This window comes from Bacillus salacetis, from assembly GCF_049177075.1.
Taxonomy (GTDB): Bacteria; Bacillota; Bacilli; order Bacillales; family Bacillaceae_B; genus Rossellomorea; species Rossellomorea salacetis_A.
This window is the reverse complement of the sequence record NZ_CP185377.1, coordinates 3,194,571-3,209,065: the sequence shown is the minus strand read 5'-3', so window position 1 is coordinate 3,209,065 and position 14,495 is coordinate 3,194,571. Positions and strand designations below refer to the sequence as shown.

Annotated in this window: 18 protein-coding genes; 14 read left to right on the top strand and 4 right to left on the bottom strand. The window is 42.0% G+C overall.

The window, feature by feature from the left end; translation table 11 throughout:
• Window positions 1–119: 119 nt before the first annotated feature.
• On the top strand, window positions 120–905 hold the full coding sequence (locus ACOJQI_RS16855; RefSeq protein WP_421380009.1) for a phosphatidylserine decarboxylase: 786 nt from the start codon (window positions 120–122) through the stop codon (window positions 903–905).
• A gap of 88 nt (window positions 906–993) precedes the next feature.
• Here ACOJQI_RS16855 and ACOJQI_RS16850 read toward each other — a convergent pair whose 3' ends face one another.
• On the bottom strand, window positions 994–1,134 hold the full coding sequence (locus ACOJQI_RS16850; RefSeq protein WP_421380007.1) for a sporulation histidine kinase inhibitor Sda: 141 nt from the start codon (window positions 1,132–1,134) through the stop codon (window positions 994–996).
• A 430-nt stretch (window positions 1,135–1,564) separates the two neighbouring features.
• Between ACOJQI_RS16850 and ACOJQI_RS16845 the strand changes: the two genes are divergently transcribed.
• From ACOJQI_RS16845 to ACOJQI_RS16810, 8 genes are read left to right on the top strand one after another with little or no spacing between them, the layout of a single operon-like run.
• The gene (locus tag ACOJQI_RS16845; RefSeq protein WP_421380005.1) at window positions 1,565–2,086 is read left to right on the top strand and encodes a YqeG family HAD IIIA-type phosphatase; all 522 of its coding nucleotides are present in this window, start codon (window positions 1,565–1,567) and stop codon (window positions 2,084–2,086) included.
• Window positions 2,068–3,183, top strand: a complete 1,116-nt coding sequence (yqeH, locus tag ACOJQI_RS16840) for a ribosome biogenesis GTPase YqeH (protein WP_421380003.1) — start codon at window positions 2,068–2,070, stop codon at window positions 3,181–3,183. Before ACOJQI_RS16845 ends, yqeH begins: the two co-directional genes overlap by 19 nt.
• A 13-nt stretch (window positions 3,184–3,196) precedes the next feature.
• Window positions 3,197–4,030 (top strand): shikimate dehydrogenase, encoded by an 834-nt coding sequence (gene aroE, locus ACOJQI_RS16835; protein ID WP_421380001.1) that lies wholly within the window; start codon window positions 3,197–3,199, stop codon window positions 4,028–4,030.
• A 1-nt stretch (window position 4,031) separates the two neighbouring features.
• Window positions 4,032–4,325, top strand: a complete 294-nt coding sequence (yhbY, locus tag ACOJQI_RS16830; RefSeq protein ID WP_421379999.1) for a ribosome assembly RNA-binding protein YhbY — start codon at window positions 4,032–4,034, stop codon at window positions 4,323–4,325.
• Window positions 4,326–4,337: 12 nt separating this feature from the next.
• Entirely contained in the window at window positions 4,338–4,913 is a 576-nt protein-coding gene (locus ACOJQI_RS16825) for a nicotinate-nucleotide adenylyltransferase (protein ID WP_421379996.1), read from the top strand.
• Window positions 4,900–5,466, top strand: a complete 567-nt coding sequence (gene yqeK / locus ACOJQI_RS16820) for a bis(5'-nucleosyl)-tetraphosphatase (symmetrical) YqeK (protein ID WP_421379994.1) — start codon at window positions 4,900–4,902, stop codon at window positions 5,464–5,466. The genes ACOJQI_RS16825 and yqeK overlap by 14 nt, the downstream gene beginning before the upstream one ends.
• Before the next feature lie 4 nt (window positions 5,467–5,470).
• Window positions 5,471–5,827: a ribosome silencing factor gene (gene rsfS, locus ACOJQI_RS16815; protein ID WP_421385496.1), complete on the top strand. Its 357-nt coding sequence runs from the start codon at window positions 5,471–5,473 to the stop codon at window positions 5,825–5,827.
• The gene (locus tag ACOJQI_RS16810) at window positions 5,824–6,570 is read left to right on the top strand and encodes a class I SAM-dependent DNA methyltransferase (protein WP_421379991.1); all 747 of its coding nucleotides are present in this window, start codon (window positions 5,824–5,826) and stop codon (window positions 6,568–6,570) included. The genes rsfS and ACOJQI_RS16810 overlap by 4 nt, the downstream gene beginning before the upstream one ends.
• A 140-nt stretch (window positions 6,571–6,710) precedes the next feature.
• On the opposite strand, the gene comER is transcribed toward ACOJQI_RS16810, so the two are convergent.
• Window positions 6,711–7,535, bottom strand: coding sequence for a late competence protein ComER (comER, locus tag ACOJQI_RS16805; RefSeq protein ID WP_421379989.1), 825 nt, complete (start codon window positions 7,533–7,535; stop codon window positions 6,711–6,713).
• A 121-nt stretch (window positions 7,536–7,656) separates the two neighbouring features.
• Between comER and ACOJQI_RS16800 the strand changes: the two genes are divergently transcribed.
• The 3 genes from ACOJQI_RS16800 (at window position 7,657) to ACOJQI_RS16790 (ending at window position 11,208) form a co-directional block, all read left to right on the top strand.
• A complete protein-coding gene (locus ACOJQI_RS16800) occupies window positions 7,657–8,259 on the top strand; it encodes a helix-hairpin-helix domain-containing protein (RefSeq protein ID WP_421379986.1) in 603 nt (200 codons plus the stop codon).
• A gap of 91 nt (window positions 8,260–8,350) precedes the next feature.
• Window positions 8,351–8,914, top strand: a complete 564-nt coding sequence (locus tag ACOJQI_RS16795) for a ComE operon protein 2 (RefSeq protein ID WP_421379984.1) — start codon at window positions 8,351–8,353, stop codon at window positions 8,912–8,914.
• A complete protein-coding gene (locus ACOJQI_RS16790; RefSeq protein WP_421379982.1) occupies window positions 8,911–11,208 on the top strand; it encodes a DNA internalization-related competence protein ComEC/Rec2 in 2,298 nt (765 codons plus the stop codon). Before ACOJQI_RS16795 ends, ACOJQI_RS16790 begins: the two co-directional genes overlap by 4 nt.
• A gap of 61 nt (window positions 11,209–11,269) precedes the next feature.
• Here the strand turns inward: ACOJQI_RS16790 and ACOJQI_RS16785 are convergent, their stop codons facing one another.
• Window positions 11,270–11,404, bottom strand: coding sequence for a YqzM family protein (locus ACOJQI_RS16785; RefSeq protein ID WP_119545486.1), 135 nt, complete (start codon window positions 11,402–11,404; stop codon window positions 11,270–11,272).
• Between the two features lie 293 nt (window positions 11,405–11,697).
• On the opposite strand from ACOJQI_RS16785, the gene holA reads away from it, so the two are divergent.
• A complete protein-coding gene (holA, locus tag ACOJQI_RS16780) occupies window positions 11,698–12,735 on the top strand; it encodes a DNA polymerase III subunit delta (RefSeq protein ID WP_421379980.1) in 1,038 nt (345 codons plus the stop codon).
• Between the two features lie 51 nt (window positions 12,736–12,786).
• Here the strand turns inward: holA and rpsT are convergent, their stop codons facing one another.
• Window positions 12,787–13,038, bottom strand: a complete 252-nt coding sequence (gene rpsT, locus ACOJQI_RS16775) for a 30S ribosomal protein S20 (RefSeq protein WP_421379978.1) — start codon at window positions 13,036–13,038, stop codon at window positions 12,787–12,789.
• Window positions 13,039–13,240: 202 nt separating this feature from the next.
• Here rpsT and gpr point away from each other — a divergent pair, with 202 nt between their 5' ends.
• Complete coding sequence (gene gpr, locus ACOJQI_RS16770) at window positions 13,241–14,371, top strand: GPR endopeptidase (RefSeq protein ID WP_421379976.1); 1,131 nt, start codon at window positions 13,241–13,243, stop codon at window positions 14,369–14,371.
• The last annotated feature ends 124 nt before the right edge of the window (window positions 14,372–14,495 follow it).

Here is a 14,495-nt window from a genome sequence, read left to right as displayed (position 1 = left end):
GTTTTTCGAGAACAGTAGAAATCACTTTTGCCCTTCATATTCTCCTTTCAAAAAAAGGTGGACGTTTCAGGACAAGTGTATAATAATAAGTACTACTAAACATTTAAGGAGCTGAAAAGTTGAGAAAACTTTTTTATCGCCTTTGTATTGAATTAACCAATAAAAAATGGACATCCTTTTTGCTGCACAGATTTGTGCAATCAGGTCTGAGTGCCAGGTTTATCCCTTCCTATATAAAAGCTTACAATATTAATATTCAAGAAATTGAAAAGGAAGCAGCTGCCTACCCTAACCTTCACTCCTTCTTTATTCGCAACCTGAAAGAGGGAGTGAGACAAGCGGAAGGGGAAGCTGATGTAGTGATCAGTCCAGTGGATGGAATGATGGCTGAAACGGGAATGGTATCGGAATCCCTGAATATGCGCGTAAAGGGAAAGGATTATTCTATAGAAGAAATGCTCGGCAGCAAGGAGAAGGCAAAGGAGTATGAAGGGGGCCAGTACATGATCTTGTATTTGAGCCCGGCTGATTACCACCGCATTCACAGTCCGCTGAGCGCAACTGTTCTAGATAGATGGGAGTTGGGAAGGCATTCGTATCCGGTAAACGAAGCTGGCCTGAAACTTGGGGTGCGGACGTTATCAAAGAACTTTCGATCGATAACGGAAGTTTCACATACTTCTGGAAAAATGTGTCTTGTAAAGGTCGGAGCGATGTTTGTAAACTCCATTGAGTACACAAAGAAGGGAATTGATTGGAAGAAAGGTGAAGAAATTGGATATTTCACTTTTGGATCAACCGTCATCCTTTTGTTTGAAAAAGGTCAATTCCATATAGATGAAACGATTATAGTTCCTGGTAAAGTAAGGATGGGTCAGCGGATAGGAAAGATAGCGAGGAAATGATTTCTCCCTTGTTCTTGTAAGGGAGTTTTTTCTTTTATCAATAAGCGGTAAAAAGCAGGCGCTATGAACGCCTGCTTTTCGTGAAAAATTATGAGGAGATCTTTATTCGGTAGGACAAGGAGCGACGGTGAATTTCGGTTTCAATGAGGCGGATAAATTCTGGATTGAGTTTTAGATTTTTCGCTTTGTAGTACGATTCAATCAACAAGTCATCAGAAAGTTTACGCACAAGGCTCACCTCCAAAAAGTGGTCATTTCTTCTTTTTTTATCTCATATAGTAGTAAGTTTTAACTTTGTACCATTACTCTACCAAAATTAAACAAACAGAACAAGCGTTCCTTTATCCACAGGTTTGAGTGGATAACTTGTGGTTAAGTTGTTTATAAAGGGAATATATTACAGTGGTTCTAGGGGGATAATGTGTATAAAGTTATCCACAATTTTCAGGGGCTTATTTTGTCGAAAAATATTTTAATTTTTTTTGGAATATTTTCATTGAACGGCCCTCACTACCAACTTTTCTAAAGTTGATGTCTTACAGCTTAATTGATGATAGAATAGTTCGTCGGCAGTTATATAAAAATGGTTAATTTTGAATCTAAAGGGAAAATTGGTTATGATTATAGCGGTAGAATAGGAAAGTTTGAGGTGTTAAAACGTGTTAAAAGCATTTTTGCCTAATGAACAAGTTAAAGACGTTTTTCAAATAAAACCAGAAACACTAAAGGAACAGGGTATCAAAGCCATTATTACTGACCTGGATAATACCCTTGTTGAATGGGACAGGGCGCAGGCCACACCCAAGCTGATTAAATGGTTTGAACTGATGCAGGATCATGGAATTAAGGTGACTGTGGTTTCCAATAATAATGAAGACCGGGTGAGGCGTTTTGCCGAGCCATTAAATATCCCATTTATTCACCAGGCCAGAAAGCCGATGGGACGTGCCTTTAGAAGGGCAGTGAAAGAGATGGGTGTCAGAAGGGAAGAAACAGTGGTTGTCGGTGATCAGCTGCTGACAGATGTCCTTGGCGGCAACAGAAGCGGGTTCTATACAATCCTCGTCGTCCCTGTTGCGCAGACTGATGGATTTATAACGAAGTTTAACAGGAAAGTTGAAAGAAGAATCATGAACTTTTTCAAACGTAAAGGCATGATTCAATGGGAGGAAGAAAAGTGACCAAAATTGTATGTACTGGATGCGGAGTCGGCATTCAAACAGAAGACAAGGAGAAGCTGGGCTATGCCCCTCCGTCTTCATTGGATAAGGAAGAAATTGTTTGTCAAAGATGTTTCCGTCTGAAACATTACAATGAAGTGCAGGATGTATCCCTTACCGACGATGACTTTTTGAAAATCTTGAATGAGATCGGCAAGGGTGAAGGTCTAATCGTGAAGGTAGTAGATATTTTCGACTTTAATGGGAGCTGGCTTCCGGGCCTTCACCGTTTTGTAGGAAACAATCCCGTGCTTCTCATCGGAAATAAAGTTGATCTCCTGCCAAAATCCGTGAAGCCTGCCAAGCTGATCAACTGGATGAAATTCCAGGCCAAGCAGCTTGGGCTCAAGCCTGTGGATGTGAAATTGATGAGCGCTGCAAAAGGACAATATATCGAGGAAGCAGTAGAAGCGATTGAACACTATCGAAAAGGAAAGAGTGTTTATGTTGTGGGATGTACGAATGTGGGGAAATCCACCTTCATCAACCAAGTGATTCATCATGTCACAGGCGAAAAGGATATCATCACGACTTCTCATTTCCCCGGCACCACTCTAGATATGATTGAAATTCCTTTGGATGATGGAGAAGCGCTGATTGATACACCGGGTATCATCAACCATCATCAAATGGCTCATTATGTTGATAAACGAGATTTGAAATATATCACACCGAAGAAAGAAATCAAGCCAAAGGTCTTTCAGTTGAATGAAGGGCAGACATTGTTCTTTGGGGGCTTATCGCGATTTGATTATTTAAGCGGTGGAAGACGTTCCTTTACTTGCTATCTTTCCAATGAGTTGAACATCCACCGTACAAAAGTGGAAAATGCGGATGAGCTATACAAAAATCATGCAGGAGATATGCTGCAGCCGCCGCGTAAAGATGACATGGGAGATTTCCCTGAACTAGTCCGCCATGAGTTTAGAATCAAAGAAGGTAAAACGGACATCGTGTTCTCAGGCCTTGGATGGGTTACGATCAACGATCCAGGTGCGACTATAGCGGCGCATGTTCCAAAAGGCGTAAGTGTTTTCTTGAGAAAATCACTGATTTAAGGGAGGGTTCCTGATGGAATCATTATACGGGGTGATTGGAAATCCTATTGCCCATTCCATGTCCCCCTTAATGCATAATGATGCCTTTAAGGCGAATGGAATTGCCGGTCATTACCGTCCCTTCCTTGTCAAAAGTGAGGAACTGGAAAAAGCGGTGGAAGGGTTGAAAGCATTAGGCGTCCAAGGGTTCAACGTTACCATTCCGCATAAGCGTGCAGTCATGCCGCTTCTGGATGAAGTGGATTCGCTTGCAGAAGCAATCGGTGCTGTCAATACAGTTATCCGGAAAGAAGACCGGTTTATCGGGTATAACACGGATGGAATGGGATTTCTAAGATCTCTCAGGGAAAGCTGCCCCTTTCCTTTGGATGATAAGAAAGTATTAATCATTGGAGCCGGCGGAGCCGCAAGAGCGATTTTTTACTCATTGGCGGCTTCCGGCATTCAAAATATAGATATTTGTAATCGTACACCCGAAAGAGGGGAAAATATCATAAAAGACTGCCCATTTACCTGTACATCTGCTTCCCTTTCATTGCAGCAGGCTGAACAAGGAATGGAGAAATATGATATCATTGTCCAAACCACATCTGTCGGTATGTATCCTGATACCAATGCCATGCCAGTCAATGTCAACAGGATCAAAGAAGGTGCATTTATTTCTGATATTATTTATAATCCGCTCGACACCAAGATCATCAAAACGTTTCGCAGACTCGGCGGGCAAGGTGATAATGGGATTGGCATGTTCGTTCATCAAGGAGCACTGGCGTTTGAATTATGGACTGGAATCAAACCGGATACGGACCGGATGAGAACAATAGTCCAACAACAACTGGGAGGTTAATATGTTAACTGGAAAACAAAAAAGATATTTACGTTCTGAGGCTCACCATTTAAATCCAATATTTCAAGTTGGAAAAGGCGGAGTCAATGAGAATATGATCAAACAAATCAGCGAGGCATTGGAGGCCAGAGAATTAATTAAAGTAAGTATTCTCCAAAACTGTGAAGAAGATAAGGATACTGTTGCAGAAGAGCTGGCTTCAGGAACAGCCGCAAATATCGTCCAAATCATCGGTCACACCATTATTTTATATAAAGAATCCAAAGAAAATAAAAAAATCGAACTTCCTAGATAAAGGAGGTCCAAAATGGGAAAGCGTGTCGGTATTTTAGGAGGGACATTCAACCCTCCTCATTTAGGTCACCTAATCATTGCAAATGAAGTCCTATTCCAATTGGGCCTGGATGAAGTCAGGTTTATGCCTGCTGGAACCCCGCCCCACAAACAATTAAAAGGGGATACAACGAGTGAGCAGAGAAAAGAGATGGTCCTAAAAGCAATAGAAGGCCATACCGGTTTTGTATTGGAGCCGATCGAACTTCAGAAAGAAGGTCCTTCCTACACCTATGAAACGGTACAACTCCTGGTTGAAAGAGAACCGGATGAGGAATTTCATTTTATCATCGGCGGGGATATGATTGAATACCTGCCCAAATGGCATAAAATCGAAGAGCTTTCACAGTTGATCCAATTCGTTGGTGTAAATAGGCCGGGGTATAAGGCGGAATCACCTTATAAGGTGAAAATGGTCGAGATTCCCCAAATAGAAATCTCTTCGACTTTGATAAGGGACCGGATCGCTTCAGGCGGGACTGTGACTTACCTCGTCCCTGAAAGGGTTTCAGATTATATCAGAGAGGAGAAATTATATGGAAAGGGATAAGGCCCTCGCTCTTGTAAAAGAACAGATTACAGAGCACCGCTATCAACATACGCTTGGAGTAGTCGGAACGGCTATCGAGCTTGCGGAAAGATTTGGTGTGGATAAACATAAGGCTGAGATGGCAGCGATCTTCCATGATTATGCCAAGTTCCGCCCGAAAGAAGAAATGAAAAAAATCATTGAAACACAAGGGATGGATGAACGGCTTTTATCCTACAATTCTGAATTGTGGCATGCCCCGGTCGGAGCTTACCTTGTAAAAAAGGAAGCGGGTGTTGAGGATGAGGATATCCTCGACGCCATTCGCTTTCACACCTCGGGCAGGCCTGGAATGACTGGATTGGAAAAAGTCATTTACCTTGCAGACTATATTGAACCTGGCAGGCATTTTCCCGGTGTGGATGAAGTCAGGGAATTAGCAAAACATAATCTTGAACAGGCATTGATCAGTTCCATCAGAAACACGATCATGTTTCTCGTGAAGAAGAATCAGGCTGTTTTCCCGGATACATTCCATACTTTCAATGATTTAGTTCTTAATAATAGGAGTTGATATGATGAACAGTAAAGACTTACTTCAAACAGCATATAAAGCAGCTGATGACAAAAGAGCAGAAGATATTATTGCTCTTGATATGAAAGGCATCTCATTGATTGCTGACTACTTTATCATTTGCCATGGTAATTCAGATAAACAGGTACAGGCGATCGCCCGTGAACTGAAAGAAAAAGCGGAAGAAAACGGACATGATGTAAAACGCATGGAAGGTTTTGACGAAGCACGCTGGGTCCTTGTGGATATGGGAGATGTAGTCGCTCATGTATTCCATAGGGAAGAAAGAGGATATTATAAATTGGAAAGGCTTTGGGGGGATGCCCCGATTGTTGAACTCAGCAGCGAGATCGAGCAATGAGTTATCACCAGTTCGCCTATATTTATGATTACCTGATGAAGGATGTCCCGTATGATTCCTGGGTGGAGTTCGTCGGGAATCAGGCTGACCGCTACTCTGTAAAAGGAAAAGATCTTCTTGATATAGGATGCGGGACAGGAGAGCTTTCCCTGCGGCTTGTTAAGGGAGGGTATTCTGTAACGGGCGTTGATTTGTCTGAGGATATGTTATTCATGGCCCTGGAAAAAGCTGAAAAAGAAGGCCTGGACCTGCCGTTGTTCCAACAAGATATGAGTGAACTTGAGGGCCTGGGCCGATTTGATATTATTACGATCTTTTGTGACTCATTAAACTATCTGGGTACGGAAGAAAAAGTAATCAATACCTTTAAGAAAGTAAGGGAACACCTTAGTGAACAAGGGTTATTTTTATTCGACGTGCACTCCATTTATAAGATGTCACAAATCTTCCTGAATGAAACGTTTACTTATAATGATGATGAGGTGGCCTATATTTGGGATTGCTTTCCTGGAGAATCACCGAACAGTGTTGAACATGGCTTAACCTTTTTTGTGAGGGACGATGAAACAGGACAGTATGAACGGATTGATGAAATTCATCATCAACGGACTTTTCCTGTCCTCACTCTAAAGAACTGGCTGAATGAAGCAGGCTTTGAAGTGCTGGAAGTGACGGCTGACTTTACTGAGGGAAAACCTGCAGATAATAGTGAACGAATCTTTTTCTCTTGTAAAAGGAAATGAGTTCCTGAAAGCTGCTTTTAATAAGCGGCTTTTTTGGTGTAAACTTTCTAATACATCAAATAAAAAAGTTTGAGGATCAAAACCCTCAAACTTTTTTTGTTTTTTGAAAGGAAATACCGGATAGGTGTAGAAGTAATAGATTAGTCCAGACCAAACTGGTGTCTTGTTTCCGCAAGGTCTTTTTCAAATTTCTTATGAGTTGCCCTGAACAACTCAGGGAAAAGTTCCCCGATTTGTGCTTCCATTGCAGAGATTCCTTCACCTGTTATTCCGCCTTTTACACATACCTTTTCCTGAAGTGCCGCCAAAGTGTATATTTCTTTCTTCAAAAGTTCCCCCAAGCCAATTAACATTTCTGAAGCCAGGACGGTTGCAGTGCTTTCATCGATTTCTGTCTCGCTGACAGCGCCTTGTATGAATTTTCTCGTCAAATAAGTAAAGAAAGCAGGTCCACAGCTGACAATATCCGAAGAGACCCTGGTAATACTTTCATCGATGATGACAGGCGTGGAAATGGTGCTCATAAGCTTCCAGATGATATCCTGCCATTCTTTTGTACATTTTGAACCAAAAGAAAATAAGGAGACACCGCTTAGAGCCCGGTTGGTGATACTTGGGATGATTCTCATGCAGGAACAGTCTGCAAGAGATTCAACCTGCTCAACACTGATGGGGCTTGTAATGGACACAACGCACTTTTCTTTAGTGAAACTGCGTTGGTTGCTTTTTAAAAGGTCATAGATGTCCAAAGGTTTGACACAAATGAAAATCACATCAGAATCCTTGATCAGGTCTGCCTGCTCGTTATATATCGAAATATCATGATATCTCTCCTGGAACTTTTCAGCTTTTTCCCTTGTGCGATTCACGATATTGAGGTCAGAAGGAGAAATTGCCCCTGACTCAATAAGTGCTTCCATTAGAATTCCGCCCATATTACCTGTTCCAACTATTCCTACCTTCATATGCTGCCCTCCTTCTCACACGTCTTTTTATCAAAGGAATCTTACCGTCAATTGCTCGACATTCTCTTATCATTTCTATGATTCGTTAAATTTGAATATGCCAAGAAAAGGAGATATCCAAATGCTGCAGACTCTCATGGAAAAATATAAAATAGTGTTCATTACAGCCATTATTCTATTGGTGTCGGCATGCGCATTATTGTATCAGTACAGCAGCGGGTCTGATTCCAAATCAGAATCGTTTCTGCCTTCTGTTCCGCAGGAGAGTTCTTCTGTCGATGAAAAGGAAGAAGAAACCCCAGATAAAGACATTTTTGTCGATGTGAAAGGAGCGGTGAGAAAGCCAGGTATCTATAAATCTGTCCAAAATGAGAGAGTGAATGACCTTATCATCAGGGCTGGGGGCTTTACAACAGAGGCACAAGAAGAAAGTGTGAACCTTGCCCAAAAAGTAACGGATGAAATGGTCATCTATGTTCCATTAGAAGGAGAAGAGAGTGCGGCCGCTCCTTTAGAGCTGGCTGAGGAAAAGCTGCTGAATATCAATCAGGCAGTTGAGGAGGATCTTGATGGCCTGCCGGGAATCGGACCAGCCAAAGCCAAGGCGATTATAGATTACCGTACTGAAAATGGTCCGTTTAAATCGGTGGAAGAACTGAAGGAAGTTTCTGGCATTGGGGAGGCGACTTTCGAAAGGCTCAAAGAAAATATTACGGTGGACTAAAGAAGAATGATCAATTTTCCTTTTGCTCAATGTTTCATTTTCATTTAAAATTATTTCAAGAAGAATGCCAATGAACAAAGGAGTTTAATTTATGACACGTATATCATGGGATCACTATTTTATGGCCCAGTCCCAATTGCTTGCTCTACGGAGTACCTGTACACGCTTGACGGTGGGGGCTACCATTGTAAGGGATAAACGAATCATTGCCGGGGGATATAATGGCTCGATAGCCGGTGGAGTTCACTGCATAGATGAAGGTTGTTACGTAATTGATAATCATTGTGTAAGAACCATCCACGCTGAAATGAATGCAATCATCCAATGTGGCAAGTTTGGAGTGCCAACAGATGGTGCAGAGATATATGTAACCCACTTCCCCTGCCTGCAATGCTGTAAAGCCATTATCCAGGCTGGCATAAAAAAAGTATACTTTGCTGAAAATTATAAAAATCACCCGTATGCAATCGAACTTTTTGAACAGGCTGGTGTACACACTGAACAGGTAGTGATTGAGGAAACAGCAGTAAAAGAAGAAAAAAACTTGAGTCGGGAGATGCTTGTAAAACTTAAGGAACTTGGACTGGCTGAAGAAGAACTCGACGAATTGAAAAAACAGTATGAGACGATCTTTAATGAAGGTGTTCATACTTGAAGAAAAACCAATTTGTTTATTTTGCCCTCTCATATCTTACCGGGACTTCACTTGCACTTCACATCAAATGGGGTGCATTTTTTCTTTCTGTTTTTATTCTCATCCTCTTGGTGCGTCAACTCCCCGGCACAACCCTCCTTATTGCGCTTCTCCTCCTGCCCGCATCTTTCTGTCTGTCTCTTTTTCAAATGGATAAGCAAGCAACAGTACTGACTCCCTTTCAAACCGATTTTTCAGTTGTATTCAAGGAACGCCCTCAGATCGATGGAGACCTTTTAATGGGAACAGCGGAAACCATTCAGGGTGAAGCAGTCATCTTCAGATATAAAATTCCTGATGAAAATGAAAAAAAGAAGTTGGTAAAATGGCACTATACCGGGCTTACATGCAACGTATCAGGAGAACTGCTCGAACCGGGACAGGCAAGGAACATGTATAGCTTTGATTATCGCCAATACCTTCTGGATAAAAATATCTTTTGGCTCTTAGAAGTGGACAGCCTGGAAGAAAGGCAGTGTTCCTACAAAGACAAATCTATATTTGAAAAGCTTGCGGGGTGGCGTGAGGAAGGAATTCAATCCATCCAAGCCCATTTCCCTGAACAATCCGCAGGAATCGCTGCTGCATTGGTTTTCGGACATAGGGATTTAATCAAGGGAGAGACCCTTGAAGCCTATCAAAGGCTTGGGGTGATTCATCTCCTGGCCATTTCTGGTCTTCATGTCGGGATGCTCTTTGCCGTTTTGTACTACCTCTTATTAAGGATCGGACTGGCGAGGGAACATGTGCAGATCTTGCTGCTGATCATTTTGCCGTTATATGTCCTTTTGACGGGAGCGGCACCGCCGGTCATAAGAGCCGCGGGGATAATGGCGGCGGTTATTGCGGCAGGCTTTGTACGGCTGAGATTATCGGCGGCTGATGCTGTATCGCTGGTCTTCCTCCTATACTTGTTCCTCGACCCCTTTGCTCTGAAGAATATCGGCTTTCAATTATCCTTCCTTGTTAGTTTTTCCCTCATTCTTTCTTCTCATCGCATCCTTACTGCTGTTCAGCAGAAATGGAAGCTTATTTTTATGGTGACAGGGGTGTGCCAGATATGTTCGATTCCGGCCCTCCTTTGGCATTTTTATGAATTCTCCTTGATAGGCTTTGTAGTCAACTCAATGTATGTGCCTTTTTTTACCGTCATTCTTTTGCCCCTTTCTCTATTGTCCTTCTTTGCCATGTTGTTTTTTCCTCCTGCCGCTGACCTGTTATTTCCTTTGATTCAATTGGCAGTAACCTTTGCTGATTATTTGTCTGGCCGATTAAACAGCCTCCCCTTCATAACGTTTACAGCAGGTAAGCCTCCGCTGCTGCTGGCATTCCTCTATATCCTTTCGGTGGGTTTCTTTTTTACCAAGGCAGAGAAAGCCAAGTGGCCGACTGCCCTGGCCCCTTTATTCATAATTCTGAGTCTGCACAAGATTTCTTTTATTTTTAATCCCTTTGGTGAGTTGATCGTAGCTGATGTAGGTCAGGGGGACTGCATCATAATTGATCTTCCTTTCCATGAAGGAGTGTATATGATCGATACTGGCGGGGTTATCCGTTTTCCTCAAGAGAAATGGCAAGAGAGAAGTGAGGAGTTCTCTCTTAGCAGCGATGTGCTTTCACCCTTACTAAAAAGTAAAGGAATAAGGAGAATCGATAAATTGATATTGACCCATAGTGATTTCGATCATGCAGGTGCCGCCCTTGAATTAATTGACGAAATCAAGATTGGTGAAATCCTGATATCACCGGGATCACAAGAAAGCGATATCTTTCAAGGCTTATTAGAAAAAGCAGAAAAGAGGAAGGTGGATGTAAGGGAAACTGGTGCCGGCGAAAAGTGGAGCACTAATAACGCAGACTTCCTTTTTCTATATCCTTTTGATGACCATTATGAAGGGAACAATGATTCGCTTGTCTTATTTGGAGAATTTGGAGGGAAAAGATGGTTGTTCACCGGGGATTTAGAAGAGGGAGGGGAGAAGGAATTGATGGAAAGATGGAAGGTGAAAGCTGATGTGCTGAAGGTAGGACATCATGGGAGCATAACCTCAACGAGTGACTTGTTCTTAACTGAACTGGATCCTGATACAGCCCTGATATCTGCCGGGAAAAATAACAGGTACGGACATCCGGACCCTGAAATTGTTAACAGGCTCAAGCAAAAGGGCATCAAAATTTACAATACAGCTGAGATGGGGGCGGTCCATTACAAATTTTTGGGCAGCAGAGGAACGTTTAGAACTGTTATTCCATAAGATATATTACGAATGACAGAACGAAAAAAAAGAGTCCGCGATTTGCGAACTCATGTTATCATTAAGCGCCTATGTACTTAATGACTACAGCCATGATGAACATTATGGCAAAGAAACCGAAAGATACGATGAAACCAACGCCAGAATCCACTGCATCATTTCTTTTCGATTGGACATTTTTTTCGAATTCGTTCATTAGTACCCCTCCTATTTCTATCTTAGTATAGATGATTCCCATAAAAAAATCTATACTTGCACTTTACATTTTCCTTTACTGACAAGAGTTGTCACATATATGTTCACATTCTTGGGTGACACTAATATCTACAAGGGAGATACCGCCGGTCAAAAAGGGTCCTAGGTCTTTTTCATCGGCGTTAAATATAGATTTAGGGGGTGTCCTCCATCCTTGGGCGTCCCCTTTCCACTTGTCAAAACCGCCAAGCTTTTTTACCATAGTGTTATCTGAAAAAAATGGAGAGTGCAATCTTGGTTATTGATATATGGAAAAAAATCGAAAGCAAACAATTTGCCAGCATATATTTATTATATGGAAAAGAATCCTTTTTGATAAATGAAACGCAGCAAAAAATTGTCGGACAAGCTGTATCGGAAGAAGAAATGGATTTTAATTTTTCTTCATACGACTTGGAAGAAACGCCTGTTGAGACAGCAATAGAGGATGCTGAAACTTTTCCTTTTATGGGAGAAAGGCGTGTCGTCGTTCTACATAATCCCGTATTTTTGACCGCGGAAAAAACAAAAGAGAAGGTCGAACATAATATCAAGAAGTTTGAACAGTATTTATCATCCCCTTCTCCTTATACGATTCTTGTCATTTCTGCTCCCTATGAAAAGCTTGATGAACGGAAGAAAATCACAAAAGCTTTAAAAAAGCAGGCAGAGGTCCTTGAAGCGAAAAAATTGAATGAAAAAGAATTAAGGACATGGGTAAGAGAAAGAACGGCAGCCAACATGGTCCAGATTGATGAAGGGGCCATTGATTTGCTGCTGGCTCTTGCCGGAACGAATTTGATGATGCTGACAAAGGAAATCGATAAATTGTCCTTATATGTGAGTGACACAAGCAGAATCGATGAATCAGTAGTAGAATCCCTTACAGCACGGTCACTTGAACAAAATATCTTCGCTCTTGTGGAAAAAGTCGTCCAGCGTAAAACGGAAGAGGCATTGAGGATTTATTATGATTTACTGAAGCAAAATGAAGAGCCAATCAAGATACTTGCGGTTCTGTCAGGTCAGTTCAGACTGATCTACCAAGTAAAAGAATTAGCGAGAAGAGGATATGGCCAGCAAAAGATAGCCGGCTTTTTGCGCGTTCATCCTTTCAGGGTGAAATTGGCAGCAGGACAGGCAAAGCATTTTACAGATGAACAGTTAGCAACGATTATTGAACTGCTCTCCCAAGGGGACTACGAAATGAAGACGGGAAGACAGAAGAAAGAAATGATCATTGAACTGTTCCTGTTTAAACTGCATGAGCAATCTCTAAGTAACTCAAGATAAAGAAATAAAAAACGATCTCTCGGTTGAGAGATCGTTTTTTAAAAGAAACAATTAGTTTACTTTTTTCATTAAGCGTGATTTTGAACGATCAGCAGCGTTCTTTTGGATAAGACCTTTTTGTGCTGCTTTATCTAAATGCTTAACTGCTTCAGAAACTAATGCTTTAGCGTTGTCATCGTTGTTTTCAGCAGCTGCTTCAGCTTTTTTCACTGCAGTACGCATAGCTGATTTTACAGTAGCGTTCTGTGCATTTCTTGCTTCGCTCGTTTTTACGCGTTTGATAGCAGATTTGATATTTGGCATTCCTGTCACCTCCTACAAAGCGATCGAGAATTATATTTAACTCGATTTTTACAATTCCTAAAATTAATCAGAACAAATGATATTTTATCAAATCAAGTTTTATATTGCAATACTCTGTAGCTGAAAAAGATATAGAGTGCATGAAAGTTTTTGTAAAGGCAAAGCTAAGGACAATGAAGTAAATCTAAAGGGGCTGTCTAAAATGGAAGAAAAAGAAACAGTCGATCTAAGCAAATATTCGATCAGGACCGACCTTGCTGTGGAGGCAAGGGAGATGGTCCTGGCTGAAAAAAGTAAAGACGCCAAGAAAGCTGAAGAAGTATCGGAGCTCAAAGGCGTAATTGTCAATGAAAGGGAAGTGGACGGTATCACCATTTCCCATGTAAAAATCACTGAAGAGGGCGAAGAACTGCTTGGAAAAAAAGCCGGAAACTATCTGACTCTTGAAGCACATGGCATCAGGCAGAGCCAGGCAGACCTTCAGCAAAAAGTAGAAGAAGTATTCGCTCAGGAATTCAGTAGTTTTTTGAAGGAAAAAGGAATAAGTCCAGATGCGAGCTGCCTGATTGTCGGTCTCGGAAACTGGAATGTAACACCGGATGCACTCGGGCCGTTGGTTTGTGAAAATCTGATTGTCACACGCCATCTGTTTGAACTGCAGCCTGAATCCGTTGAAGAGGGCTATCGTCCAGTATCAGCTCTTGCGCCAGGAGTCATGGGGATAACTGGTATTGAAACAAGTGATATCATCTTCGGAGTTGTTGAAAAATCCAAGCCGGATTTCATCATTGCCGTTGATGCACTGGCTTCCCGCTCTATCGAAAGGGTCAACTCTACCATTCAAATTTCAGATACGGGCATCCATCCGGGATCGGGTGTAGGCAACAAACGAAAAGGGTTGGACGAAGAGACATTGGGAGTTCCGGTCATTGCGATAGGAATCCCGACTGTCGTCGATGCGGTAACCATTGCAAGCGACACAGTTGACTTTCTTCTTAAACATTTCGGTAAAGAGCTAAGAGAAGGAGACAAGCCTTCCCGTTCTCTTGCTCCAGCCGGCATGACATTCGGTGAGAGGAGAAAGCTCACTGAAGAGGATCTCCCGGAGGAGCATCACCGGAAAACGTTCCTCGGAATCGTCGGCACGCTTGAGGACCAGGAGAAAAGAAAACTGATACATGAGGTGCTTGCCCCAATCGGACACAACCTGATGGTCACCCCTAAAGAAGTGGATGTTTTTATAGATGATATGGCCAACCTCATTTCTAACGGATTGAATGCCGCGCTTCATAGTGCAGTCGACCAGGGAGATGCAGGATTCAAGACACATTAATTCTTTTAGAAAGTGCAAGCCTACATGGCTTGTGCTTTTTTGTTTGAGTTTAATCCTCCTGAAGGCTGGTCTCTCCTATTGAAAGAATCCCGGTCTATTTTCCTGTTCTACTTTCTCTATCTCT

Excerpts from the sequence above, each read along its gene's own strand:
- yqeH (WP_421380003.1), top strand. The coding sequence starts at position 2,068 with ATGGGAGGAAGAAAAGTGACCAAAATTGTATGTACTGGATGCGGAGTC.
- aroE (WP_421380001.1), top strand. The coding sequence starts at position 3,197 with ATGGAATCATTATACGGGGTGATTGGAAATCCTATTGCCCATTCCATG.
- yhbY (WP_421379999.1), top strand. The coding sequence starts at position 4,032 with ATGTTAACTGGAAAACAAAAAAGATATTTACGTTCTGAGGCTCACCAT.
- ACOJQI_RS16825 (WP_421379996.1), top strand. The coding sequence starts at position 4,338 with ATGGGAAAGCGTGTCGGTATTTTAGGAGGGACATTCAACCCTCCTCAT.
- yqeK (WP_421379994.1), top strand. The coding sequence starts at position 4,900 with ATGGAAAGGGATAAGGCCCTCGCTCTTGTAAAAGAACAGATTACAGAG.
- rsfS (WP_421385496.1), top strand. The coding sequence starts at position 5,471 with ATGAACAGTAAAGACTTACTTCAAACAGCATATAAAGCAGCTGATGAC.
- ACOJQI_RS16810 (WP_421379991.1), top strand. The coding sequence starts at position 5,824 with ATGAGTTATCACCAGTTCGCCTATATTTATGATTACCTGATGAAGGAT.
- comER (WP_421379989.1), bottom strand. The coding sequence starts at position 7,535 with ATGAAGGTAGGAATAGTTGGAACAGGTAATATGGGCGGAATTCTAATG.
- ACOJQI_RS16800 (WP_421379986.1), top strand. The coding sequence starts at position 7,657 with ATGCTGCAGACTCTCATGGAAAAATATAAAATAGTGTTCATTACAGCC.
- ACOJQI_RS16795 (WP_421379984.1), top strand. The coding sequence starts at position 8,351 with ATGACACGTATATCATGGGATCACTATTTTATGGCCCAGTCCCAATTG.
- ACOJQI_RS16785 (WP_119545486.1), bottom strand. The coding sequence starts at position 11,404 with ATGAACGAATTCGAAAAAAATGTCCAATCGAAAAGAAATGATGCAGTG.
- rpsT (WP_421379978.1), bottom strand. The coding sequence starts at position 13,038 with ATGCCAAATATCAAATCTGCTATCAAACGCGTAAAAACGAGCGAAGCA.
- gpr (WP_421379976.1), top strand. The coding sequence starts at position 13,241 with ATGGAAGAAAAAGAAACAGTCGATCTAAGCAAATATTCGATCAGGACC.